Source organism: Agrobacterium sp. 22117 (assembly GCF_052045735.1).
GTDB classification, from domain to species: domain Bacteria; phylum Pseudomonadota; class Alphaproteobacteria; order Rhizobiales; family Rhizobiaceae; genus Agrobacterium; species Agrobacterium cavarae.
In genome coordinates, this window is sequence record NZ_JBQEPP010000002.1 from 295,722 (window position 1) to 318,169 (window position 22,448).

Annotated in this window: 21 protein-coding genes and 1 tRNA gene; 9 read left to right on the forward strand and 13 right to left on the reverse strand. The window is 57.6% G+C overall.

Translation table 11 applies throughout. The features are described 5' to 3' along the window. Nucleotides 1–89: 89 nt before the first annotated feature. Nucleotides 90–2,042, reverse strand: a complete 1,953-nt coding sequence (locus tag ACTJKV_RS05810; RefSeq protein WP_440598525.1) for a putative bifunctional diguanylate cyclase/phosphodiesterase — start codon at nucleotides 2,040–2,042, stop codon at nucleotides 90–92. Nucleotides 2,043–2,545: 503 nt separating this feature from the next. Here ACTJKV_RS05810 and ACTJKV_RS05815 point away from each other — a divergent pair. The 8 genes from ACTJKV_RS05815 to ACTJKV_RS05850 all read left to right on the forward strand — a co-directional run bounded on the left by ACTJKV_RS05815 (nucleotide 2,546) and on the right by ACTJKV_RS05850 (nucleotide 11,876). Beyond that, a complete protein-coding gene (locus tag ACTJKV_RS05815; RefSeq protein WP_062598840.1) occupies nucleotides 2,546–3,340 on the forward strand; it encodes an outer membrane protein in 795 nt (264 codons plus the stop codon). 208 nt (nucleotides 3,341–3,548) lie between these two features. Then, the gene (locus ACTJKV_RS05820; RefSeq protein ID WP_274103181.1) at nucleotides 3,549–4,727 is read left to right on the forward strand and encodes a phosphoserine transaminase; all 1,179 of its coding nucleotides are present in this window, start codon (nucleotides 3,549–3,551) and stop codon (nucleotides 4,725–4,727) included. An 80-nt stretch (nucleotides 4,728–4,807) separates the two neighbouring features. After that, nucleotides 4,808–6,403, forward strand: coding sequence for a phosphoglycerate dehydrogenase (gene serA / locus ACTJKV_RS05825; RefSeq protein ID WP_062598839.1), 1,596 nt, complete (start codon nucleotides 4,808–4,810; stop codon nucleotides 6,401–6,403). Between the two features lie 204 nt (nucleotides 6,404–6,607). After that, complete coding sequence (locus ACTJKV_RS05830) at nucleotides 6,608–7,684, forward strand: Tim44 domain-containing protein (protein WP_274103182.1); 1,077 nt, start codon at nucleotides 6,608–6,610, stop codon at nucleotides 7,682–7,684. Between the two features lie 367 nt (nucleotides 7,685–8,051). After that, on the forward strand, nucleotides 8,052–9,239 hold the full coding sequence (locus ACTJKV_RS05835; RefSeq protein WP_274103183.1) for an OpgC family protein: 1,188 nt from the start codon (nucleotides 8,052–8,054) through the stop codon (nucleotides 9,237–9,239). Nucleotides 9,240–9,429: 190 nt separating this feature from the next. Continuing rightward, nucleotides 9,430–10,626 carry a tRNA 2-thiouridine(34) synthase MnmA gene (gene mnmA, locus ACTJKV_RS05840; protein WP_113181031.1) on the forward strand — a complete coding sequence of 399 codons (1,197 nt, stop codon included), beginning with the start codon at nucleotides 9,430–9,432 and terminating at the stop codon, nucleotides 10,624–10,626. A 134-nt stretch (nucleotides 10,627–10,760) separates the two neighbouring features. Beyond that, nucleotides 10,761–10,837: transfer RNA gene (locus ACTJKV_RS05845), tRNA-Met, on the forward strand. 352 nt (nucleotides 10,838–11,189) lie between these two features. Further along, nucleotides 11,190–11,876, forward strand: a complete 687-nt coding sequence (locus tag ACTJKV_RS05850) for a hypothetical protein (RefSeq protein ID WP_274103285.1) — start codon at nucleotides 11,190–11,192, stop codon at nucleotides 11,874–11,876. A gap of 55 nt (nucleotides 11,877–11,931) precedes the next feature. On the opposite strand, the gene ACTJKV_RS05855 is transcribed toward ACTJKV_RS05850, so the two are convergent. From ACTJKV_RS05855 to ACTJKV_RS05875, 5 genes are all read right to left on the reverse strand, one after another. After that, a complete protein-coding gene (locus tag ACTJKV_RS05855) occupies nucleotides 11,932–13,089 on the reverse strand; it encodes a hypothetical protein (RefSeq protein WP_440598526.1) in 1,158 nt (385 codons plus the stop codon). Next, nucleotides 13,053–13,487: a hypothetical protein gene (locus tag ACTJKV_RS05860; protein WP_440598527.1), complete on the reverse strand. Its 435-nt coding sequence runs from the start codon at nucleotides 13,485–13,487 to the stop codon at nucleotides 13,053–13,055. Before ACTJKV_RS05860 ends, ACTJKV_RS05855 begins: the two co-directional genes overlap by 37 nt. A 62-nt stretch (nucleotides 13,488–13,549) precedes the next feature. Continuing rightward, nucleotides 13,550–14,362, reverse strand: coding sequence for a hypothetical protein (locus tag ACTJKV_RS05865; RefSeq protein ID WP_274103287.1), 813 nt, complete (start codon nucleotides 14,360–14,362; stop codon nucleotides 13,550–13,552). 257 nt (nucleotides 14,363–14,619) lie between these two features. Continuing rightward, nucleotides 14,620–15,555: a hypothetical protein gene (locus ACTJKV_RS05870; protein ID WP_274103288.1), complete on the reverse strand. Its 936-nt coding sequence runs from the start codon at nucleotides 15,553–15,555 to the stop codon at nucleotides 14,620–14,622. A gap of 317 nt (nucleotides 15,556–15,872) precedes the next feature. Further along, nucleotides 15,873–16,529 carry an outer membrane protein gene (locus ACTJKV_RS05875; protein ID WP_440598528.1) on the reverse strand — a complete coding sequence of 219 codons (657 nt, stop codon included), beginning with the start codon at nucleotides 16,527–16,529 and terminating at the stop codon, nucleotides 15,873–15,875. Between the two features lie 463 nt (nucleotides 16,530–16,992). Here ACTJKV_RS05875 and ACTJKV_RS05880 point away from each other — a divergent pair, with 463 nt between their 5' ends. Then, on the forward strand, nucleotides 16,993–17,382 hold the full coding sequence (locus tag ACTJKV_RS05880; RefSeq protein ID WP_274103290.1) for a PAS domain S-box protein: 390 nt from the start codon (nucleotides 16,993–16,995) through the stop codon (nucleotides 17,380–17,382). A 69-nt stretch (nucleotides 17,383–17,451) separates the two neighbouring features. Here ACTJKV_RS05880 and ACTJKV_RS05885 read toward each other — a convergent pair whose 3' ends face one another. From ACTJKV_RS05885 to ACTJKV_RS05915, 7 genes are all read right to left on the reverse strand, one after another. Continuing rightward, nucleotides 17,452–17,655 carry a CsbD family protein gene (locus tag ACTJKV_RS05885; RefSeq protein WP_062425195.1) on the reverse strand — a complete coding sequence of 68 codons (204 nt, stop codon included), beginning with the start codon at nucleotides 17,653–17,655 and terminating at the stop codon, nucleotides 17,452–17,454. An 82-nt stretch (nucleotides 17,656–17,737) separates the two neighbouring features. Beyond that, nucleotides 17,738–18,010, reverse strand: coding sequence for a hypothetical protein (locus ACTJKV_RS05890; RefSeq protein WP_186330222.1), 273 nt, complete (start codon nucleotides 18,008–18,010; stop codon nucleotides 17,738–17,740). Nucleotides 18,011–18,106: 96 nt separating this feature from the next. Then, a complete protein-coding gene (gene dps, locus ACTJKV_RS05895) occupies nucleotides 18,107–18,622 on the reverse strand; it encodes a DNA starvation/stationary phase protection protein Dps (RefSeq protein ID WP_082546397.1) in 516 nt (171 codons plus the stop codon). A 202-nt stretch (nucleotides 18,623–18,824) separates the two neighbouring features. Then, nucleotides 18,825–19,085: a hypothetical protein gene (locus ACTJKV_RS05900; RefSeq protein WP_062425157.1), complete on the reverse strand. Its 261-nt coding sequence runs from the start codon at nucleotides 19,083–19,085 to the stop codon at nucleotides 18,825–18,827. 129 nt (nucleotides 19,086–19,214) lie between these two features. Next, the gene (locus tag ACTJKV_RS05905; protein WP_062425156.1) at nucleotides 19,215–20,732 is read right to left on the reverse strand and encodes a tripartite tricarboxylate transporter permease; all 1,518 of its coding nucleotides are present in this window, start codon (nucleotides 20,730–20,732) and stop codon (nucleotides 19,215–19,217) included. 91 nt (nucleotides 20,733–20,823) lie between these two features. After that, a complete protein-coding gene (locus tag ACTJKV_RS05910) occupies nucleotides 20,824–21,318 on the reverse strand; it encodes a tripartite tricarboxylate transporter TctB family protein (protein WP_062439864.1) in 495 nt (164 codons plus the stop codon). Continuing rightward, complete coding sequence (locus ACTJKV_RS05915; protein WP_062425154.1) at nucleotides 21,315–22,259, reverse strand: Bug family tripartite tricarboxylate transporter substrate binding protein; 945 nt, start codon at nucleotides 22,257–22,259, stop codon at nucleotides 21,315–21,317. The genes ACTJKV_RS05910 and ACTJKV_RS05915 overlap by 4 nt, the downstream gene beginning before the upstream one ends. Between the last annotated feature and the right edge of the window lie 189 nt (nucleotides 22,260–22,448).

The window sequence follows — 22,448 nt, forward strand, 5'->3', positions numbered from 1 at the left end:
GTCCAGACCAAGGGTGATCAAGAGGCGAGGTCAGAACGCCTCGGTATCTTTGCTGCGCTTGCTTTGCCGCCCGCTTGCCTATGACCGCGTCACGCCCACTGCGGAAGGCTGTCCTCAACACACCCGTTGAGAAACGCATGCACATCATCCGCCTGGATCGGCCGGGAAAAGACATAGCCCTGCACTAGCGTCCCGCCGAGCGCCTTGACGACGGCGAGTTCGGCTTGAGTTTCGACGCCCTCCACAATCGTGTCTAGGCCCATTTCACGGCTGAGCGTCAGCAGCGAGCGGACGATGTTGTAGCTGGCGTCGCTGTCTTGGATGTCTCTGACGAAGCTGCGGTCGATCTTGAGCTTGGTCAGCGGTAGAGAGTGAAGCGAGGTCAGGCTCGAATAGCCGGTGCCGAAATCGTCGAGCGAAATGCCGCAGCCGATCTTTCGCAGCATCTCGACGGATTTGCGTGCCTGCCGGGTGTCATGAATGATCGCGGTTTCGGTGATCTCGAGATCCAGCCGCTGCGGGTCGAAGCCGCTATTGGCGATGATGGCGATGATGCCAAGCGTGGCTTCGGCGCTGTTGATGTCCTGGGCAGAGAGATTGAAGGACAATCGAATGTCCTGCGGCCACGTCTTCGCGGTGGCCAATGCCTTCTTCAACAGCGGTTTCGTCAGCATGTTGATGATGCCGGCGCGCTCTGCGATCGGAATGAATTGTGCCGGTGGGACAGTACCAAGAAGCTTGCTGTTCCAGCGTGCGAGCGCTTCGAAACCGACTGTCTTGCCGGAGTTGACGTCGAGGATCGGTTGATAGACCACCGACAACTCGTTTGCGAGATCGGCTTGCCGCAGCGTCTGCTCCACGCGCGCATCGCGGTGGATTTCGACGATATGCTTGGTGGTGAACAGGGTGCTGTTGCCGCGATGTTCGCGCTTGCTCTGGTAGAGCGCATAGTCGGCCCGGTCGAACAGTTCCTCGGGCGTGGACGCCACATCCGGATAGATGGCGATGCCGATCGAAGCGGAAATCATGATCGTCGCATCCGGCGTTTCAAAGGGGATGCGGAGTTTGGAGCCCATCAGGTTTCCCGCGGCAAGAACGGTATTCTCGTTCACCTGACCGGAGATGATGAAAGCAAACTCATCGCCACCCAAGCGCGACAGGAACATGCTTTCGGCGTTGCAGACGTCTTGCAGCCTCTCACCGACCTCTTTCAAAAGCCGGTCGCCAGCGGAGTGCCCGTAAAGGTCGTTGACGGGTTTGAAGCCGTCTAGATCGATCACGCCGACGGCGAGGCGATGATTTTCCGCCTGGGCGAGGGTGAAGGACGTGTCGAGATGATGAAAGAAGGCGCGGCGGTTCGGGAGTTCGGTCAAGCTATCGATATTGGCGAGCTTGAGGTTCTCGTTGCTCAGGGCTTCGGTCTTCTGCTGCGCCAGCACCATTTGCTCGAAATTGTCGTAGTTGATCTTCAGCACGACCAGCATGCCGAAACAGACGAGCAGAATGTTGATGGCTGTGGCAATGAGCGTCAGGTGCCCGGTGGATGCGAAGAAAACGACGAAGGTGCCGTTGACGATCGCCGTGACCATGAGGGCGGCGGAGCGCACATGCATCATGCAGAAGATGCAGGAAATGACGGTGATCGCCATATAGAAGGCGACATGTGATTTCTGGAAGGCGTCCCCATAGGGATAGAGAAGACAGGACCATGTGGTAAAGGACGCGGCAATTACCGCCCCAAGGATGTTGATCCGCCTCATGCTGGATGCGACAGCCGCAATGGGCGGAGTATCACCTCTAGACCGTAGCCAAAAGAGGATGCGCGCCCCGCACATCACGGTGAAGAGGCATGGGACGCCAAGCGACAGCAGCCTCGGCGCGGTGTGCAGATAGGTTAAGGCCAGCGCCCACGTGCTCGAGAGTAGAATGAAGTACATCATCGGCATCTGCTGGCTGAAGGCCACATATTGCGCTCTCAACAACACCGGATTGTCCCGAGGTGTGGGAGAGAAGTCGAAGATGCTTTTCAGATTGGTTTTCAACGAAGGCCACTCTCGAACAGTTGTTGTGTCGTCTTCTCAACGGGTTTGTCGTGATGCAGTTGCTAGCGAACGCTGTGAGTGGCTTCGTCGTGGTCGCTTGTGGGGACGATGACGGGCAAAGTCGAAACGTTCTGCGTTTGAACCATCTGGAAGGGTCTAGGTTTCCAGCTGTTCACACACGTTTCGTTTTATACTGTGTGCCGGTTAATACTGTTGTCTATCAAAAGGGAATAATTCTACAGAAACGTACCGGTTCGGCGCAGCGGCGTAGACTTGCTGACGTGCAGCTTTTGGATGTGCTGGAGCGCATTCCTGCGTGTGAATGCGCACTTTGAGGTGTAGACGTTGCTTCATTTAACCGGGTGTTGACTGTATTTATTAGCAAAACGACCTGTACTGGCCGTGATATTAATCGTCACTTAACCAATTTCCTTCATGTTTCATAAGTGAAGAATTCACTGGTGTACGCGCCGTTCGCGTATGCCGCTTATGGAGCCACCCACATGAAGAAGAGCCTGATCGGTGTCGTTGCCGCTCTGATGGCAGGTCAGCACGCACTCGCTGCGGATGTCTATCAGTCAGCCCCACCAGCCTATATTGAGCCCGCACCGGAAATTCAGGTGAAGGAAGCAAGCGGCTGGTATCTGCGTGGCGATGTCGGCTATTCCTTCAACAAGTTCCGTGGCGGCAGCTTCAACCGGGCAGTGTCGGCATCTGCGATGGAAGATGTGAGCTTTACCAGCACGTCCCAGAAGGACAGTGTCCTCTTCGGCGCAGGCGTGGGCTACCAGATCAACAATTATCTGCGCACCGACCTGACCCTCGATTATCTGTCGAAGTCGAAATTCCGGGGCTCCGCTCCAAGCCTCGAGTCGCACACCTCGCTTCAGGCCTTTGGCCTGATGGCGAACGCCTATGTCGATCTCGGCACCTATGGCCGCGTCACCCCCTATCTCGGTGCAGGTATCGGTGGTGCGCATGTGAAGTGGGATACGTTCAAGACCGATTCGGGTTGCTGCGAATTCGATGGCAAGGGCAGTTGGCGCTTCGCTTACGCTTTGATGGCCGGTGCCTCGGTTGATGTCACCTGCGACTTCAAGGCCGATATCGGCTATCGCTTCCGCCAGATCGGCCAGGGCGAAATGTTCGGTCTCAATGGCGCTGCCGGTCCTGGTCGCGACAAGGGTCTGACGTCGCATGAAATCCGTCTCGGCGGCCGCTATGTCTTCAATGGCTGCGATACCGCACAGTACATGCCACCGGCCGATATTCCGGTTCAGCCTGCCGTTTACAAGTAAACGTCACAGACCGACTATAGACTTCGACCGCTCGTATCTCATCGATACGGGTGGTTTTTGTTTGGGCGGTTGCCGGCATCTGACGCAGATCGGACAAAATTATCGAAGCTTGCGACATATTCCGCTTGACGGGAACGGGCGAGAGGAATAGCAACGGTGTCAGGACACTCCACCCTAACGTGGAGCGCCTATCTGGAAGGATAGTCAAATGACAGATATAGTGAAGCCGGACGTGCGTCCGGGCAATACGCATTTTTCTTCAGGTCCCTGCTCGAAGCGCCCCGGTTGGTCGCTTGATGCTCTCACCGATGCACCGCTTGGTCGTTCGCATCGTGCCAAGGTTGGCAAAGCCAAGCTGAAGCAGGCCATCGATCTTACCCGCGAAATTCTGAATGTTCCCGCCGATTATCGTATCGGTATCGTTCCCGCATCCGACACCGGCGCCGTTGAAATGGCCTTGTGGTCGCTGCTTGGCGAACGCGGCGTGGACATGGTTGCCTGGGAAAGCTTCGGTGCCGGCTGGGTGACCGATGTCGTCAAGCAGCTGAAGCTCAAGGATGTTCGCAAGTTCGAGGCCGATTACGGCCTGCTTCCGAACCTCGCAGAGGTCGATTTCGACCGCGACGTGGTCTTTACCTGGAACGGCACCACCTCCGGTGTTCGCGTTCCCAACGCCGATTTCATTCCCGCCGATCGCAAGGGCCTTACCATTTGTGACGCAACCTCTGCCGCATTCGCGCAGGATCTCGATTTCGCCAAGCTCGATGTTACGACCTTCTCCTGGCAGAAGGTTCTGGGCGGTGAAGGTGGCCATGGCGTCATCATTCTTTCGCCACGCGCCGTCGAGCGTCTGACGACCTATGTTCCCGCCTGGCCACTGCCGAAGATTTTCCGCATGACGTCCGGCGGCAAGCTGATCGAAGGCATCTTCACAGGTGAGACGATCAACACGCCCTCGATGCTCTGCGTTGAAGACTATATCGATGCGCTTCTCTGGGCGAAGAACCTGGGTGGCCTCAAGGCGCTGATCGCCCGTGCCGATGCCAATGCCAAGGTCATCTTCGACTTCGTCGCCGAGAACAACTGGATCGCCAATCTGGCGGTTGCCGATGAGACGCGCTCCAACACCTCCGTCTGCCTCAAGATCGTCTGCAAGGATGTTGCAGCCCTTGATGCTGGCGCCCAGGCCGATTTCGCCAAGGGCATGGTTGCCCTTCTCGAAAAGGAAAACGTCGCGCTCGACATCGGCGCCTATCGCGACGCGCCGTCCGGCCTTCGTATCTGGGCTGGCGCGACTATCGAAACGGCCGACATGAAGGCCGTGATGCCCTGGTTGAAGTGGGCTTTCGAAACGCAGAAGGCAACGCTTGCCAAGGCTGCGGCCTGATCCATTCCGGCCCTGCGCATTGCAGGGCCGCACACACTTTTCGCTTTCACGCATAAACCGCTTTTCAAGGAGCCCACACCATGGCACCTCGCGTACTCGTATCTGACGAACTGTCGGAAACCGCCGTTCAAATCTTCCGCGACCGTGGCGTCGAGGTCGATTTCCAGCCGAAGCTTGGCAAGGACAAGGACAAGCTCGCCGAAATCATCGGCAATTATGATGGTCTTGCCATCCGCTCTGCCACCAAGGCGACGGAAAAGCTGATCGAATCGGCCAAGAACCTCAAGGTCATCGGCCGCGCCGGCATCGGCGTCGACAACGTCGATATCCCGGCTGCATCGCGCCGCGGCATCATCGTCATGAACACGCCCTTCGGCAACTCCATCACCACGGCAGAACATGCCATCGCGCTGATGTTTGCCGTTGCCCGCCAGCTTCCGGCAGCGGATACCTCCACCCAGGCCGGCAAGTGGGAAAAGTCGAAATTCATGGGTGTCGAAATTACCGGCAAGACGCTCGGCGTCATCGGTGCGGGCAATATCGGCTCCATCGTCTGCTCGCGTGCGCTTGGTCTGAAGATGAACGTGCTGGCCTACGACCCCTTCCTGTCGCCGGAACGGGCACAGGAAATGGGTGTGACCAAGGTCGAGCTCGATGAGCTTCTGGCCCAGGCCGACTTCATCACGCTGCACGTGCCGATGACCGACAAGACGCGCGGCATTCTGGGCGCGCAGAACCTGGCCAAGACCAAGAAGGGTGTTCGCATCATCAACTGCGCCCGTGGTGGTCTGGTGGATGAGGCAGCGCTTGCCGACGCCATCAAGTCCGGCCATGTGGCTGGCGCTGGTTTCGACGTTTTCGAAGTCGAGCCTGCAACCGAAAGCCCGCTTTTCGGCCTGCCGAACGTGGTCTGCACGCCGCATCTTGGCGCATCCACCACGGAAGCACAGGAAAATGTCGCGCTCCAGGTTGCCGAGCAGATGTCGGATTACCTCGTCAAGGGTGCGGTTTCCAACGCCATCAACATGCCTTCGATCACCGCTGACGAAGCGCCGCGTTTGAAGCCCTTCATCAAGCTTGCCGACGTCCTCGGCTCTTTCGTGGGTCAGGTGCAGGAAAGCGCCACCAAGGAAATCGAAATCCTGTATGATGGTGCAACCGCCAACATGAACACCAAGGCGCTGACAAGCGCGCTTCTGGCCGGTCTCATCCGTCCGCAGGTGGCAGACGTCAACATGGTTTCCGCGCCAATCATGATTAAGGAAAAGGGCATCATCCTGTCCGAGGTCAAGCGCGACAAGACCGGTGTCTATGACGGCTTCATCAAGCTCACCGTCAAGACCGAAAACCAGGTTCGCTCTGTTGCTGGCACGGTGTTTTCGGATGGCAAGGCCCGCTTCATCCAGATCAAGAACATCAACATGGATGCCGATGTCGGTCAGCACATGATCTACATCACCAACACCGACGTGCCCGGCATGATCGGCTTCATGGGCACCACGCTCGGTGAGGCAGGCGTCAACATTGCAAACTTCCAGCTTGGCCGCGAAGCCAATGGTGGCGATGCGATTGCGCTGCTCTATGTCGACGGCCCCGTCTCGGAGGAGGTGCTGGACAAGCTGCGCGCCAACCCGGCCATCCGTCAGGTCAAGCCGCTGACCTTCAACATCGACTGATCGGCGACGGCCTTCTTGACCGTTTTAGCCCGGTGCGGATCCTATCCGCACCGGGTTTTTTATTGCGCGATGACGCGTGAATCTACCGAGGGTTGCGTATCACGAAATATTTATGGTTCTCACCCTCAAAACAAAGACCGATAGTTGCTATATGCCTTTTGTTCTTTGTCGCTCAATGGGAGGGCGACCCAACAGGAGATGACGATGTTTGCTGCCATTCGGCGCTTTAAAGGTTTGTTCGCAGTTGCCGCTCTGGGGATTGCGGTTTCGTTCGTGGCTGTCGATATGGCAGAAGCGCGCCGCGCCAGCGGCGGTTTCGGCAGCCGCGGCACGCGGACCTTTTCGGCACCGCCCGCAACCAATACCGCACCGGGCCAGGCCGCGCCGATGAACCGCAGCATGACGCCGAACACCAACCAGGCGACGCAGCCAAATGCAGCGCAGCCGGCACGTCCAGGCGCGCAGGCACCGCAGCAGAACCGCGGCATGTTTGGTGGCATGATGGGCGGTCTCATGGGTGGCCTGTTGATGGGCGGCCTGTTCGGCATGCTCATGGGCGGCGGCTTCGGCGGTATGGCTGGCTTCTTCGGAATGCTGCTGCAGGGACTGCTGATCGGCGGCCTCATCATGCTCGCCATGCGTTTCTTCGCCTCGCGCCGCAAGGCCGCTGAGCCCGCTTATGGCGGTGCAGCCGGCTCGAACAATGCGCGCAGCGACTATTCCGCCAATCAGCCCCACGGCCAGGGTGGTTTCAAGATCCCGCAGATGGGCTCGCGTGCTGGTGCTTTTGGTGGCGCTGCTGCCGCAACGGCGGCTGCCGAACCCGTGGTTGCCAAACCCGTACCGCATGAAAACGCCATGTCCGAAGGCGACGAAATCGGCGTGACGCATGGTGACCTCGAAACCTTCCAGCACATGCTGCAGCAGGTTCAGTCCGCTTATGCTGCGGAAGATTACGGCACGCTACGCAAGCTGACGACGCCGGAGGCGATGTCTTATCTTGCCGAAGAGCTCAGCGACCATGCGACGAGCGGCGTGAAGAACGATGTGCGCGATGTAACGCTGTTGCAGGGTGACGTTGCCGAAGCCTGGCACGAAGAGGGCCAGGATTACGCGACCGTTGCGATGCGCTATTCGGCGATCGACATCATGCGCGACCGCGCCACCGGCAAGGTCATCGAAGGCAATGAGCACGAGCCGGAAGAATCGGTCGAGATGTGGACCTTCGTTCGCAAGGGCGGATCCGACTGGCAGGTGGCCGCAATCCAGGCCGCCGCGTAAAGCGCATCGATTTCTTCCAATGATTTATGGCGTCGGGGTCAGACCCCGGCGCCTTTTTCTTTTTTGTCGCTTTGCACTGGTGAGCAGGCGGTTCAGGCAACCGGCGCAAAATGGGGGAGGGACGGTGCCGCAACCTTGTCCACGTATTGCCTTTTTTCGTTCATCCCGCATTCAGTCGCGGGCTTTTAACCAGACAGGCACACGTCAATGTGAACCGCTCGCGTTTTAGCAAATGCGCGCATAGGCGGAACTCCCGCCTTTTATTCGCGTTGACAATCCGAACTTCGGGCCGACCTTCGGACAACACCCGAGCAGAGGAACACGGCGACCAGCCACAGCGCGGTCCGCGAAATGGAGAGCTTTAACGATGAAACGCTTCGACCTGATCGACGGGATGCGCGGCTATTTCCTCGTCTTTATGCTGATCAACCATCTGGTCTTCGCAGGCGGTTTCTGGCTGGTGGAAATCAACCATCGCCAGTTTGCCTTCGTTGAGGACGCACAGGGCTTTGTGTTCCTGTCCGGCCTTCTGATCGGCATGGTGTATGCCCGCAAGATGGTGAAATACGGCTACGAGGCCGGGCGCGATATGATCTGGAACCGCGCGCTCGAACTGTACAAATATGCAATGGGACTGGTGATCGCCGTCCTCTTTGCGCGCATGGTCATCCCGCACGCCCCTTATATCTGGTACAACTGGCTCGGCATGACGTCGTTTGACGATCCGTTGCGTCTGGCGGCCATTGCCAGCTTCCTGTTCCAGCCGACCTTCATGGACATCCTGCCGCAATATATCGTCTACATGATCTTTGCGCCCTTCCTGGTGAAGCTCTGCATCGACGGCAAGTGGGCCTATGTGATGGCCGGTTCCTTGCTGGTGTGGATGGCGGGACAGCTTGGCCTGCAGCAGCTCTTCACCGCGCCGATGAACGAGATCGTCAAGGGCGTCGACGAGCAGGGCATTCGTGTCAGCTTCAACCTGTTTGGCTGGCAGCTGGTGTTCTACACGGCATTGGTACTCGGCGCGATGACGGCGCAGAACCGTATTCCGTGGATGAAGATCTTCTCGCCGGAGCGTAGCTGGATTGCCAAGGCCTCGCTGATCGTCTGCGTGTTCTTCGTGCCGCTGCGTATCGCCACCGCCTGGAACCTGATGCCGGAATTCGTGCTCGGCAAATTCTCGACCATGGAAATCCGCGCCGACTTCGGTCCGGTTTACCTGATCAACTTCCTTGCCGTCGGTGTTGGCCTCACCTGGCTCATCATTGCCGGTCCGAAGCATCACAACCCGATCGTGCAGAAGATCGCCGCTGGCGTCATCTGGGTGCTGTCCCTGAAGTTTCTGCAGCTTCTTGGCCGCCACTCGCTGCAGGTCTATGTGTGGCACGTCGCCATCGTCTACGGCATCTACTATCTGGATGGCCGCACGGCAGAGCTGACGCAGATCCAGAAGACCGCGATTGCCGTCGTCGGCATTGCGTTGCTGGCCATCCCCGCGCTCTGGCGCGAACGCGACAAGTGGATCGGCAACAGCCAGAAGACGGCTGGCGCCTGATCCGGCAACACAGCGACAAATCCTCTACGGGGTGGCACGTGCCGCCCCGTACTTGCGTTTAAGGGCTTTTCTTTCTATATGCAGCGCTTGAAAATCCAAGCTTCCATGCCTCTCTTGAGACTGAGCCTTGTGGATTTGACGACAGGCGGCGGGGCCTTTACCCCCGTTATGACTGACGATTGGAAAAACCTTGAATACGCTCGACTTTGACAAGAAGCCGGAAGATACCCGGATTGTCGTTGCCATGTCCGGTGGCGTCGATTCCTCCGTGGTGGCTGGCATTCTCAAGCGTGAGGGCTATGACGTCCTCGGCATCACACTGCAGCTTTACGACCATGGCGCCGCCGTTCATCGCGCCGGCTCCTGTTGTGCTGGCCAGGATATCGACGATGCACGCCGCGTGTGCGAAACGCTCGGCATTCCCCATTATGTGCTGGATTACGAGGCGCGTTTTCGCGAAACGGTGATCAACCCCTTCGCCGAAGCCTATGCCATGGGCGAAACGCCTGTGCCGTGCGTCGCCTGCAATCAGACGGTCAAGTTCGCCGATCTGCTGGCTACTGCGCAGGAACTGGGTGCCGACGCGCTCGCAACCGGCCACTATATCCGTTCGCGCCGTAACCCGGTTGCGGGCAATCCCAACCGCCGCGCGCTCTATCGCCCGATCGATAGCGACCGCGACCAGAGCTGGTTCCTGTTTGCAACGACACAGGAGCAGATCGATTATCTGCGCTTTCCCCTAGGCGGCCTGTCCAAGGCGGAGACGCGTGCGCTGGCGGAAGAGATGGGCCTGGTGGTGGCCAAGAAGGCTGACAGCCAGGACATCTGTTTCGTGCCGCAGGGCAAGTATACCGACATCATCAACAAGCTGAAGCCGAATGCTGCCCTTGTGGGTGATATCGTCCATCTGGATGGCCGCGTGCTCGGCCGCCACGACGGCATCGTGCATTACACGATCGGCCAGCGCCGCGGCATTGGCGTCGCGACCGGCGAGCCGCTCTATGTCGTCCATCTCGACGCCCGCGGACGCCGCGTCATCGTCGGCCCACGCGAGGCGCTGGAGACACACCGCGTCTATCTGCGCGACATGAACTGGCTCGGTGACGCAGCACTTGAAGACGACGCGGCAGGCGGCTTTGCCTGTTTCGCCAAGGTGCGCTCCACCCGCCCGCCGGCGGAAGCCGTTCTCCATAGCGACGAGAAAGGCATCTATGTCGATCTCGCCGTCGGTGAGGCCGGGATCGCACCCGGCCAGGCCTGTGTCCTCTACTCCGCGCCGGGCGCGGACGCGCGCGTCTATGGCGGCGGTTTCATCGAGCGCTCGGAACGCTCGGCGGAGGCGGAGGCATCGCTCAAAGCGCTGCTCGCCAACCAGGTCGCAGCCTGAAATCGGCACTCCGGCCAAGTCTGTCGAAAGACTGACTTTTTGCGCATCTTGCGCTTGACACTTTAGGGAGCGGCACCTTATAAGCCGCTCATCCTGATGAGACGGGCCGCACATCGCAGCTTTGTTTCCCTCGTGGCGGGGTAGCTCAGGTGGTTAGAGCAGCGGAATCATAATCCGCGTGTCGGGGGTTCAAGTCCCTCTCCCGCTACCATTATTTCCATTGTCCGAACCGAAGACATAGGTAACAGTTTGTACCTAAGACATAGGTGACAAACTCGTGCCGAACGGATTGTCGATTGTATCCTGTCGCGCGTGTACCCCGTAGCGCTTTTTCGGAATTTTGACACGAGATATCGGAATTCGCCGACATTCCATAACCTCTGACAAATTCGAACCTTCTGTGATTGATTGGTCGGAGCGCGCAGCCGAAACATCTCAGAACTGGACGAATCGAGCGATTAGAAGTTCCATGTGAAAAAGCGAGGTCACATGGCGAAGTCTCCAGGCAGTTGTGTTTTTGCGGCGGGTCAGGGCTCTCAAAAGAGCATCTGTGGCCTCAGTGGATGGCAAGGCTACTGAAGCTGTTCGCAGGTCCGGAAGGCACAGGTTCTACCACTCGAACGAAGGCCAACCACATGACTGTAGGGGTGCCTTTTGTCTACCGGACTAAGAAACGGATGCAAGGCCACTTATTCAACAAGAAGCTCAGAGTTGTCTGTCAGTCGTGCAACAATGGCTGGATGAGCCAGATGGAAGAGGACTGTAGGTTCATTGGCCGTATGATTATTGGGCTGCCGATTATCCTCGACCCGCCAGCTTTGGAAGGCCTGGCAACGTGGATTGCAATGAGAGCAATGGTCTTCGAACGTGATGACCCGTCTACCGCCGCGATTCCTCGTAGCGACTACAGGTACTTAATGGAACACAAGCAGCCACCCCCTAATTGGCACATCTGGATCGGTTTTTACGACGGAAGGGCTTGGCAGGTTCGGTTCAAACATACGGCGGTGCATGCAGCAACTACATTTTCGGTGAGAATGGAGCCCAATCTTCAGTCTACCAGTTTTGGGGCCGGCCACTTATTTGTTCATGCTGTTAGCACTACAGTTGAAGGGGTCGAGCCGAGACCTCCGACGATAAGCGCCATGATGAAGATCTGGCCGCCTCGAACTATGCCATTGCATTGGCCACTTCCTTTCGCCACTGACGACGATATGGCGAATGCTTTCGGCTACATGTTCGATTTGTAGCAGTCTCAAAGAATGCGGGCTTCTCAACCCGCATTCTGTTCTGCCTAAGCGTAGCTCACATGGGCATACTTGAGAGTTCGCCAAGCTTTCTCTCGATCACTTTCATCGCCGGCTGTAGCCATGCACCCTCCGGCGTCTTGGATAGGGCGACACCGAAAGTCAGAACATGATACAGAACGATAACTGTGACTACCGTGCCACCGACGGTAAGGACTGCTTGGGCGGGCTTTTTCACCAGTTCGTTGAAGCAAGCTGCTATCACGTTCAGCACTGTTCGACTTACGCCTAGCCGGGTGCGCGGGGTATCGGCTCTGTCGTTCCAATCCGCAGCTTGCCAGAGCGCAGTTGGAACACTTTCGTCCACTGACTGTCGGTTTTCGAGGTCAGCTGCCAACACTCTAGCTACTTTCGCAAACAGCTCAGCGTCCTCTTTCGAGTATCTATCCTCAGCAGCGTTCTCGGAGAACCGCTGCCAATCTACGAACTGCGATGCGTAACCTTTGACGCTCTCGGCGTATGAAGAAAGCAAATTTTGTAAACTACTCGACAGCTCCTCGCTCGCAGCGTTGATTTGCCCTTCAAACGATGAGCAATGCAAGCCGATTTCGATAACACTGGCCTCACGCTTAATCGCCTCCACCAATCTCGTAAACGATCTAAGGAGTCGCGGATGATTAGAGTTTTGCAAGTCCAATGCAATATCTTCCGCAAGCTCACCCAGTGCTGTTGATGCAGCCTCAGCAATCGCTTTCGATTCAAGTTTCGGATGCGATGCCTGCGGTTGCAGAGCGAGGCGCTCGTCGGTAACGACAAATTGAAATGGCGCTAACACCTGCTCAGCATGAGGAGCTCCCGGGTAATCCTCTAGCCCAGCGTTTCGACGAAGCATTAATCGGAGGTACCGAACAATTTCGCGAGCGCCCTTCACAAGCGCATTTAATTCAGTGTCTACTTCGTCACTTAAAATAAGGGGGAAATGTCTGCAGACATCTTCGAGGGCAGCATCCAATCTTTCTGTACTATTTAAACGCGTATCCTGACCGGCGAAACGCAGATTAATGTGCAGAGATTGAATCCGGTCGATTTTATCGAAAAATTCCGGAGCTGCTGGGAGATCTGAAATTTCGCGTGCTGCCCTCGTTCGCAATATGCGACCAGCGGCATCGATAGCGTTTCCTATCCGCCTGATTTCGTTTCTACCTCTGCTTCCCAATCGAATTGTCCGGCCGAGAGAGAGCGCAAGCCTTCGCCGTTGGATCTCCGGGTTTGCTCATTAAAAAAATCGCGAATTACGTCTAGCCCTGCGGAGATGTCATCCAACATTTGGGAAACAGGTATCCCGTTTCGACGCAGTGACAGAAAGCGGGACAACTCAGGCTGAGATTTTAGGCGGTCAACAGCGACGTGAACCTGCTCGATAGGTCGCCACATTTCATAGGCGCCCTCTTTATGCATGGTGTCAAGGTTAGATCTCGCGTGTCTCATAATCTCGATGGCATTATATCTCTCATCAGAATTATCGGCATCGTTTTGGATGAGAGCCGTGACCTCATCCACCAGCCTGTAGCAGTCGTCAAATATTCTTACCGCGTCACCTTGAAGAGCAAGCATTCGAAGCCTCCTTAAATGCAGTTTGGTAGATATGGCTTCTTTGTTCTGAATACTAGCTCGTGCTAAACTATACCTAACTCAACTCGATCGTAGCTCGCGAGTTTCGCATAGCCTGCGGCCATCAAATGCACTCGGTCAGGCTGGAAGATCGTCGTATTATAGGTGTTGGTGGCGAACTGGCGGGGATCAAACTCAGGGTAGTTTCTCCGGTCGACAAGCTTCTTGATCCCGAGAGCTGACAGTCTCGGCAACAGCCAGTCCCCGTAGTCGATAAAGGTCTGGTTGTTCTGCGCCTGCATAGAAGCAAACCCGCGAGCTATAGGCGTACCAACGTAGATGTTGACGTTCGGATCGAGAGACCGCTCGGCCGCTATGGTGGGTATCAGGCAATCTTCGATCAGGTTGGGACGGCCTTTGGAGGGGTCGCCGTAGAGCGTGTATCCAGCCTGCATTGCGTGCGTGACGTCATTGGTGCCAAAGTCGAGGAACACGTTGTGCTCCTGACCGGGGAAGTAGATCGAGCCGCCAGCAGCCTGATAATGATCGAGCCACGCTTCCCCATTCTGATAGGAGACGCCCGGCTTTGACCACATGCGCTGGCTGTCCCGTCCCCAGTTGCGGATGAGACATGACTTTTTCTGCCACCACGCGGCCATCCGAATGAAGTCAGGCGCGAACGGGTCAGCATCTTCCTGAAGAATGTACGGGTTGCCACCCTGCGCCAGAAGTTGAGCCCAGTATCGGTTCAGCGGGTCCTGTAGTTCGGTGAAGGTGGATGAACCGGCAACACCATTGACGAGGCTGGTGCCACGAATATCCCAGATGACGTTGAGAAGGCCGTCGTTTGCGTTCGAGACCGCGTCAGAGGTTGCCACGAGGGCCGGTGAGGTTGGAGCTGTCTGTGTCCGAGTGTCACCAGGTTCGAACACGGAGGGAGCGGCGTCGAGGAGATCGTACAGAGCGTCAGTTAGGACGATCCACCGTTCACTGCCCCGCGCCATGATGGGGCCCGGCGAAAGAACGCTCCGCTTCCATTGCAGTCTGTCAAAGCAGCGGCGGAGAAAGAACCGCATGTTCGTGGTCTCAGCCATGCTTTCCCCGGGCAGGACCGCAACGGGGCGAACGTACCAAGTCAAGCGATCACCGTGTCGAGATAGGCATTGATCTTTGCTCGACGGATGGCGTCAGGAATTTCTGCCAGTACCACCGCTGCGAAGAGTTCTCCGAAGAAGGTGCCGCTGTTAGCTCCGGTTGGACTAGCGCGTTGCCCGAGTGAGACCGTGGTCGCGTCAGCCGTGTTTAGCTTCTTGTCTGACTCGGTGGGGAGCCAGCTTGTATTCGCAATAAGTCTGCCATTCTCGTAGATCGCTTGCGAGGCGGTCTCTCGCGACAAATCAATTTCCCATCCGGCATGCACTTTTGTGTCGCTGGCCAGTGAAGGTATTCTAGGAGAAATAATCGAGGTCCTAGCGACTGTGCCATCGGTTATCGCAACGCTGGAGAATGGCTGACGCCCAGTTCTGCCGCCCGAAAGCTGCGCTGCAAGGCGGTCCCGCGATGATCCGTTCCCGCGAGGCGTTGCCTTGGTCGACGCCTGGGTGACCGCCAAAACTACGCGACGCTTGGTGTTAGCCCCGTAAGACGCACCGTCTAGGCGGAACGCGGCGTAAATCGAAATGAAGGACAGCCCATTTGCAATGTCTTTTAGGAAGCTTGTCAGGGTCTGGCCGTCAGCATCAAAAAGAATCCCTCCGTTCGGACCGAGCCTTGGCTGGCTGCTTTTATCGCCATTTGCGAATCCACGGCCGTTGCCAAATAAATCCTCGATGGCACCCACCGTAGTCCTGCCGCCAGTGTTGTCCGTCATCATAAACGACGTCTGGCGTGTATCAATCCAAAGACGCCCATTGCTAGCGCCGAACGGTGGAATTGGCAGGCCGGCGACCTCTTCAGCCTCGGTAGGTGCCACCGCTAACGCGCTACCTGAGCCAATGGTAAGCGATGGAGCTATTGTGCCAGCCGAGAGCACACCAAGGCCAACGATCAGGTTTCTTCGATTGCTGTCCAATGCGAGCCTCCGTCGCTCGGCGTAACGATACCGATGGTCTCGTACTGTCAGACAGATGATAGCCGCAACCGGCCCGCCAATGCTAGTCTCGCTACCCGCAGCACAAGCCGTCAGCTTTCAATGTGCTTGTTGCAGCATTGAGGCAGGTCACTATCCCAACCGCGCTATCTTGGTTCAGCAGAACAATCGATGCTGCTGCCTGCAGAAATAGAATCAAGAGAATGCCCGGTAGGTTTGACAGTGGGGTAAGGTCACACCAGACAAAAAAAGCCCGGCGAAACGGCCGGGCTTTCTTAGGTATATATGATCTTCTAACCTTAGAACTTCACGCCAAGACCGACGCGGATCGCGTGTTGGTCGACGTCGGAGTTAAGCGTTGCGCCGCCGCCGAGGTCGAAGTCCTTGTCGCCGAAGTCGGTGTAGCGGTATTCGATGCGGCCGAACATCATGTCGGTGAAGGCGTAGTCTACGCCCACGCCAACGGTGTAGCCGTTGAAGGTTTCCTTTTCGCTGGCGCCTGGGACTTCAGCGAAGCCACGGGCATAGGCCCAGCCGGCGGTACCATAGACCAGTGCGCGGTCGAAGGCGTAGCCGACGCGGCCGCGGACGGAGCCCTGCCAGTCGAGACCGTAGTCAACCGTGGCGATGCCGCCGAGGTCTGCCGTGTCATCCGCCCAGTTCTTTTCGAAGTCTGCTTCAAGGCCGACGACCCAATTGTTGCCGAGTTCGTGGTTGTAGCCGACGAAGCCGCCGAGAAGGCCGCCGTCGACGTCAGCAGAACCGGTTGCGCCCAGCAGCGAAACGTCCTGGTTGGCCCAGTTATAGCCGCCCTGGATACCGATGTTGAAGCCAGTCCAGCTGAAGGCAGGGGCAACCTCGGCGACGGGTGCAGCCGGGGTTTCGTAAACGGCGTCCGCTGCCATTGCAGTCGAGGCTGCGAGAAGGAATGCCAGTGTGGCGATCGTCTTTTTCATGGTCTTTACTCCCTTATATGAGGGAGTACTAAAACGCATTTTGGTTGAAAAATCTGTAGATTTTATGCAACAGTTACCGATCGATAGGCCAAAAAATCCCTTTGAAGTTGCGTTGCGGTTTGCGCGCGCAGAGGAGCTCAAGCTGTTCGTTCTCATCACAGCAGGGAATAGGCGTTGTCAGTACGCCCGGCCTCGCGCCGTGCCCTGTATATTCCAAGATCAAATAGGCCCTAATACTTGTAAGTGCATACAAATCTTGGGAATATTTGGCGCGTCCAGCCTCTTTCTGCGCACAAATTTCGTTGATAGTGTTGTTTTTATGAAATCGACACTTCACCCGGCGCGGATATAAATGTTAGGCTCTCCTTAAGTTCCCCGTACCGGCAATAGCGCCACGGATGTGCGCAAGCGGTCTGCGCCTCCTGAATGATTGACGGGGTGCGATCAGGATTTGGAGTGGGACATGGATTGCCTGTTGGGCAGGGACCCGAGTGAAGTTGGGTATCATACTTGGGACATCATCGAGAACCGATTGTCGCTCGATCGCGTCTGCGCAGCAATGTGTGGCGTGCCGGAGGCGGAAGGGGCAGAGGGGCTTCCGATCGAGGCCTTTTTGATGAAGATCGACCTTGCCAATAGAGAGCGGGTGGCGAAGGCCATCCATGACAGTCTTCTCTACGGCAATTTCTACCAGGAAGAATATCCGGTTGAATATGAGCCTGGTCTGTTTCGTCTCGTGCGGGTGGGCGGTCGGTTAATCTACGACCGGGACGGCGTGCCTCTCAGGGGGATCGGCTGGATGGTGGATGTCAGTCCTGAAAAGATACTCGGCGAGGGCGTCACCCGCCAGTAACGCAATCCAAACGTGAAAACGGGCCGCGTGTTACGCAGCCCGTTTTCAGATAGATTTGCTAGTGTGCGGTTACCAGCCCTGGCGACCGTACCAGCTGTCGACGTCGCTCTTGACGCGATCCTTTTCAACGCCGTAGCGCTCCTGGATCTTACCCTCCAGCTGGTCGCGCTTGCCTGCGATCTGGTCCAGATCATCGTCAGTGAGCTTGCCCCATTGCTCCTTGATCTTGCCCTTGACCTGCTTCCAGTTACCTTCGACGCGGTTCCAGTCCATGGTGGTGTCTCCTCTATTAAATCATGGTGATATAACGGGCGCATGAAGCTGTGGTTCCAATAAATGAATGATTGATAATTCGTTAAAATCTGATTCGACATCCGATTCGATCAGGTGTAAAAATTAAGTGTTCATGGAAATTAACATCGTTTGTCAGCATGTTGCGGGAGGATGAGCCTTGTCGTACGCGGCATTTCAACGAGTCGGCGGACAGTTGTCGCCCCAGCAGGTCACGGATCTGCAGACTATCTTTGACGGTGTTTGTTTCGAATGCTTGGAGGATCGCAGCAGTCAGGTGGCGAATGAATGTGCCGCCGTGCTGATCAGAAGCGCCCAGCGCGGCATTCTTGATCACGACATGCTTCGGGACATCGGCCGCGCAGTCTTGCGGCGGCATTAGTTGGCAATATCTTGGTGAAAGCGCCCGGTCTTGGCCGGGCGCTTTGTCGTGTCAGGCTTTTTCCTGAACGTGCGCTTCGAGGAACCACAGTGACTTGTCGAGATCGCGCGAGGCGGCGGTGAAGATATCCGCCGTGCTGGCGTCGCCTGCCTCATCCGCCTCATCGATCGACTTGCGAACGAGATTGGCGACATCGCCATAGCGCTCGATCAGCTCATCCAGATGATCATGGATCTTATAGATATCTGTCGGATAGGCCTTGAGCTTGGTGGTGGACGAGACCGCCTGAAGGCTGCCAAGTGCGGTGCCGCCGAGCTGGACGGCGCGCTCTGCGATAATGTCGGTGTGGTTGTCGATCAGCTTGCGGAAGCTGTCGAGAAGCTCGTGCACGGCAATGAACTGCGGACCCTTGAGGTTCCAGTGTGCCTGCTTGGTAAGGAGTGCCAGATCGATCATCGAAGCCAGCGCTTCGTTCAAAAGCCCGATCACCGTGGATTTGGTGTTGGAGGGCAGGTCGTTTCTGGTCTTGTGGGTCTTCATCTTCTTCTCCTGGACGGTCGCGGCCATGCGCCGCTTGTGCTGTTCAGGAGAGGAACGGGCAGCGGCTTATGATGTTCCGCTGCCGTCGAAGGGACGATGGAAAATTTGCGCGGCGCTTAAAGCGTGTCGCGATCTTTCAGATTCGCTCCATACGCTTTAAGTCCTTGTTTTGTCGCATGTCGTTATCGCAAAACCGCTGCACACCTTTGCGCGACATGCTTTAGCGCGGTCAGTTTTCCGGATAGTCGCTGATGATTTCGCGGCGGAGAAGGGTTAGCGAACGGTCCGGTTCGATCCGATAGGTTTCCAGCGCAAGGCGTCCGTCGCCGGTGCGGAAGCTATGGCTGAAGGTGGAGCCTGCGGGCGACTTCACCAATCTCTCACGCGGCTGTCCGCCATAGGTAATGCTGCCGGGAATGGGTTCGACGGTGGACCCGGCTGTGGAGCAGGAGGCAAGCGCCAGAACGAGGAGAAGGCCGAGTTTACGCATGGTGGCTCCCGTTGAATCTAGGTGAAGTATGAGTGTGTAACTCAGGCTCTTCGCGTCTGTTCCAAAGGAAAGAGCCCCGCATCGTGCAAGATACGGGGCTCTTCGTCTTGGGAGGTGTTCTGGTTACGATCAGTCTTCGTTGGCCGCAAGCTGCGTCAGAACCTGGCCGCGTCCGCGAATACGCATGATCAGCGGAACGATGAAGGCTGCGGCGGCCACGAGGAAGAGGCCGACGGCGATGGGCGAGGTGAAGAGGACGCTCGGGTCACCCTGGCCGATGGCAAGTGCACGGCGCAGCTGTTGTTCGGCAAGCGGTCCGAGGATGAGGCCAACGACGGCGGGCGCGATCGGATAGCCGAAGATGCGCATGATGTAGCCGAGGATACCGAAGGCGAGCAGCATGCCGAGTTCGAAGACCGATGGATTGGCGCCGATGGTGCCGAGCGTCGCAAACAGCAGAATGCCGGCATAGAGCCATGGCTTCGGGATGGTCAGCAGCTTCACCCACAAGCCAATCAGCGGCAGGTTGAGAACCAGCAGCATGAGGTTGGCGATGAAGAGGCTGGCGATCAGGCCCCAGACGAGCTGCGGATTGGTGGCAAACAGCAGTGGACCGGGCTGCAGGCCATATTGCTGGAAGCCCGCGAGCATGATGGCGGCGGTTGCCGTGGTGGGCAGGCCGAGTGTCAGGAGCGGAACGAGCGTGCCGGCAGCCGATGCGTTGTTGGCCGCTTCGGGACCGGCAACGCCTTCGATGGCGCCTTCGCCGAATTCTTCCGGATATTTGCTCAGCTTCTTCTCCGTCGCATAGGAGAGGAAGGTACCGATTTCGGCACCGCCGGCAGGCATTGCACCGATGGGGAAGCCGATCAACGTGCCGCGCAGCCATGGCTTCCAGGAGCGTGCCCAGTCCTGCGCGCTCATCCAGATGGAGCCCTTGACGGCTTCGATCTTGTCCTGGCCAGTCTGGCCCTGTGCAACGATGAAGAGCGTCTCGCCAATGGCGAACATGGCAACGGCAAGCGTCGTGACTTCGACACCATCGAGAAGGTCCGGAACGCCGAAGCTCATACGCGTCTGCCCGGTCAGCTGGTCGATGCCGATGATGGCAAGCGTAAAGCCGATGAAGAGCGAGGTGAGGCCGCGCAGAGCCGAATCGCCGAATGCCGACGAGACGGTGACGAAGGCGAGAACCATCAGCGCGAAATATTCGCGCGGGCCAAAGACCAGTGCCAGCTTGACGATGTAGGGCGCGACGAAGGCAAGTGCGATGGTGGCGATCAGTCCGGCGACGAAGGAGCCGATGGCGGCGGTGGCAAGTGCCGGGCCGCCACGACCCTTGCGGGCCATCTTGTTGCCTTCGAGTGCGGTGACGATCGAGGCGCTTTCGCCTGGCGTGTTCAGAAGGATCGAGGTGGTCGAGCCGCCATACATGCCGCCGTAATAAATACCGGCAAACATGATGAGCGAGCCCGCGGGATCGAGCCTGTAAGTGACGGGCAGAAGGAGTGCCACGGTAAGAGCCGGGCCGATGCCGGGCAGAACGCCGACGGCCGTGCCGAGTGTCACGCCGATCAGCGCGTAGAGCAGGTTCATGGGTTGGGCTGCAACCTCAAGACCGTGCAAAAGGAATTCGAATGTGCTCATGGACAGATGTTCCCCTGTCGGGCGAGGCTGCCGCGGAATTCGCGTCCCACTGCGGTCAAACCTCTGATCTTTGTTGTTTTATAATTTGCGGTCAGATGAAGAGCTGCTCGATCGGGCCAGCGGGTAGAGACAGCTGCAGCAGGCGGGCGAAGATGAACCACACGACGAAGCTGATCGCGATACCGAGCGGGATCGAATAGTGGAGCTTCTTCTTGCCAAAAGCGCGCGCGGTGAAGGCAAACAGCAGGCCGGTGGCAATGGAAAAGCCCGCAACCTTCAAAAGCAACATCTGTGCGGCAAGGCCTGCAACGACCCAGACCACGGGTCCGACTTCCTGGTGGTCGCGCTCTGGGAAATCCCCACGCCAGGCTTCGATCGCCGTCCAGATTGCCAGACCCACAAGACAGAAGCCGATGGCGTAAGGTACCGTTGCCGGACCGACAGGCGAGTAGCCGGTGACGCTGGCCAGACGGCCTGAATCCCAGAAGATGACAGCGGCAATGGCGACCAGCGCCACGGCGATGAGGAGCGCCGCCCAATCAGGGCGGCGTTTTTGTGATTGTGAGGGGTTGATACCCTGGCTCATTTTACAAGTCCGATGTCTTTGAGAATGGTTTCGGTCGCGGCCGTATCCTTGGCAAGCTCCGCCTTGAAGGCTTCACCGGCGAGGTAGGTGTCCGTCCAACCCTTGGTCTTCAGCGTTTCCTGCCACTTGGCGGATTTGACCAGCTTCTCGATATCGGCGTTCACAGCCTTTTCCTGATCCGCCGTCAGGCCGGGAGGAGCGGCAACCATGCGCCAGTTCTGCACGACCACATCAAGGCCGCTTTCCTTCAGCGTCGGTGCGTCGACGCCTGCAAGCTTCTCTGCGCTGGTGACGGCGAGTAGGCGAAGCGTTCCGGCCTTCACCTGGCTTTCGAATTCGCCATAGCCGGAAATGCCGGCGGTGACCTGGGCGCCGAGGATGGAGGCAAGTGCTTCGCCGCCGCCGGAATAGGCGATGTAGTTGATCTTGGTCGGATCGACGCCCGCAGCCTTGGCAATCAGGCCCGCCGTGATGTGGTCGGTGCCGCCAGCCGAACCGCCGCCCCAGGACACGCTGCCCGGATCCTTCTTCAGCTGTGCGACCAGATCGTTGATGTTCTGGATCGGCGAGGAGGCAGGAACGACGATCGCTTCAAATTCGCCGGTCAGGCGGGCAATCGGGGTGACGTCGTTCAGCGTAACGGGCGCCTTGTTGGTAAGGATGGCACCCACCATGACGTAACCGCCGACGATCAGCGCGTTGGCGTTGCCCTTCTGCTGGCTTGCGAACTGGGCAAGACCGATGGTGCCGCCAGCGCCTGGAACGTTTTGAACCTGCACGCTCTTGGAAATGCCCTCTTCCTGCAGAACCGTCTGCAGCGAGCGGGCCGTCTGGTCCCAGCCGCCGCCCGGATTGGCAGGCGCGATGATGGTGTAATCAGCGGCTGCTGCGGGAAGAGCGATGGCGCCAGCCAGAAGCGAGGCGAGGAAAAAATGCTTCAAAGTGAATCCTCCTTGAATGCCGTTTCGGCATTGTTGCGATCATTGACAACGGAAGGAGCACGCAAATTTACCGACCTGGCGCGAAGACGCTGCCTGTTGAACGGTATGATGCGATGAGACTTGCCTCCCGCTTCCCCGGCCGCCTCCACGGCATGAAGAAGAATTGCAGAGCACCATACAAAGCTGTCA

What these genes read in the sequence shown, in the direction of transcription:
- ACTJKV_RS05815 (WP_062598840.1), top strand. Translation starts at nt 2,546, where the DNA reads ATGAAGAAGAGCCTGATCGGTGTCGTTGCCGCTCTGATGGCAGGTCAG.
- ACTJKV_RS05820 (WP_274103181.1), top strand. Translation starts at nt 3,549, where the DNA reads ATGACAGATATAGTGAAGCCGGACGTGCGTCCGGGCAATACGCATTTT.
- serA (WP_062598839.1), top strand. Translation starts at nt 4,808, where the DNA reads ATGGCACCTCGCGTACTCGTATCTGACGAACTGTCGGAAACCGCCGTT.
- ACTJKV_RS05830 (WP_274103182.1), top strand. Translation starts at nt 6,608, where the DNA reads ATGTTTGCTGCCATTCGGCGCTTTAAAGGTTTGTTCGCAGTTGCCGCT.
- ACTJKV_RS05835 (WP_274103183.1), top strand. Translation starts at nt 8,052, where the DNA reads ATGAAACGCTTCGACCTGATCGACGGGATGCGCGGCTATTTCCTCGTC.
- ACTJKV_RS05850 (WP_274103285.1), top strand. Translation starts at nt 11,190, where the DNA reads ATGGCAAGGCTACTGAAGCTGTTCGCAGGTCCGGAAGGCACAGGTTCT.
- ACTJKV_RS05860 (WP_440598527.1), bottom strand. Translation starts at nt 13,487, where the DNA reads ATGCTTGCTCTTCAAGGTGACGCGGTAAGAATATTTGACGACTGCTAC.
- ACTJKV_RS05875 (WP_440598528.1), bottom strand. Translation starts at nt 16,529, where the DNA reads ATGAAAAAGACGATCGCCACACTGGCATTCCTTCTCGCAGCCTCGACT.
- ACTJKV_RS05880 (WP_274103290.1), top strand. Translation starts at nt 16,993, where the DNA reads ATGGATTGCCTGTTGGGCAGGGACCCGAGTGAAGTTGGGTATCATACT.
- ACTJKV_RS05885 (WP_062425195.1), bottom strand. Translation starts at nt 17,655, where the DNA reads ATGGACTGGAACCGCGTCGAAGGTAACTGGAAGCAGGTCAAGGGCAAG.
- dps (WP_082546397.1), bottom strand. Translation starts at nt 18,622, where the DNA reads ATGGCCGCGACCGTCCAGGAGAAGAAGATGAAGACCCACAAGACCAGA.
- ACTJKV_RS05900 (WP_062425157.1), bottom strand. Translation starts at nt 19,085, where the DNA reads ATGCGTAAACTCGGCCTTCTCCTCGTTCTGGCGCTTGCCTCCTGCTCC.
- ACTJKV_RS05905 (WP_062425156.1), bottom strand. Translation starts at nt 20,732, where the DNA reads ATGAGCACATTCGAATTCCTTTTGCACGGTCTTGAGGTTGCAGCCCAA.
- ACTJKV_RS05910 (WP_062439864.1), bottom strand. Translation starts at nt 21,318, where the DNA reads ATGAGCCAGGGTATCAACCCCTCACAATCACAAAAACGCCGCCCTGAT.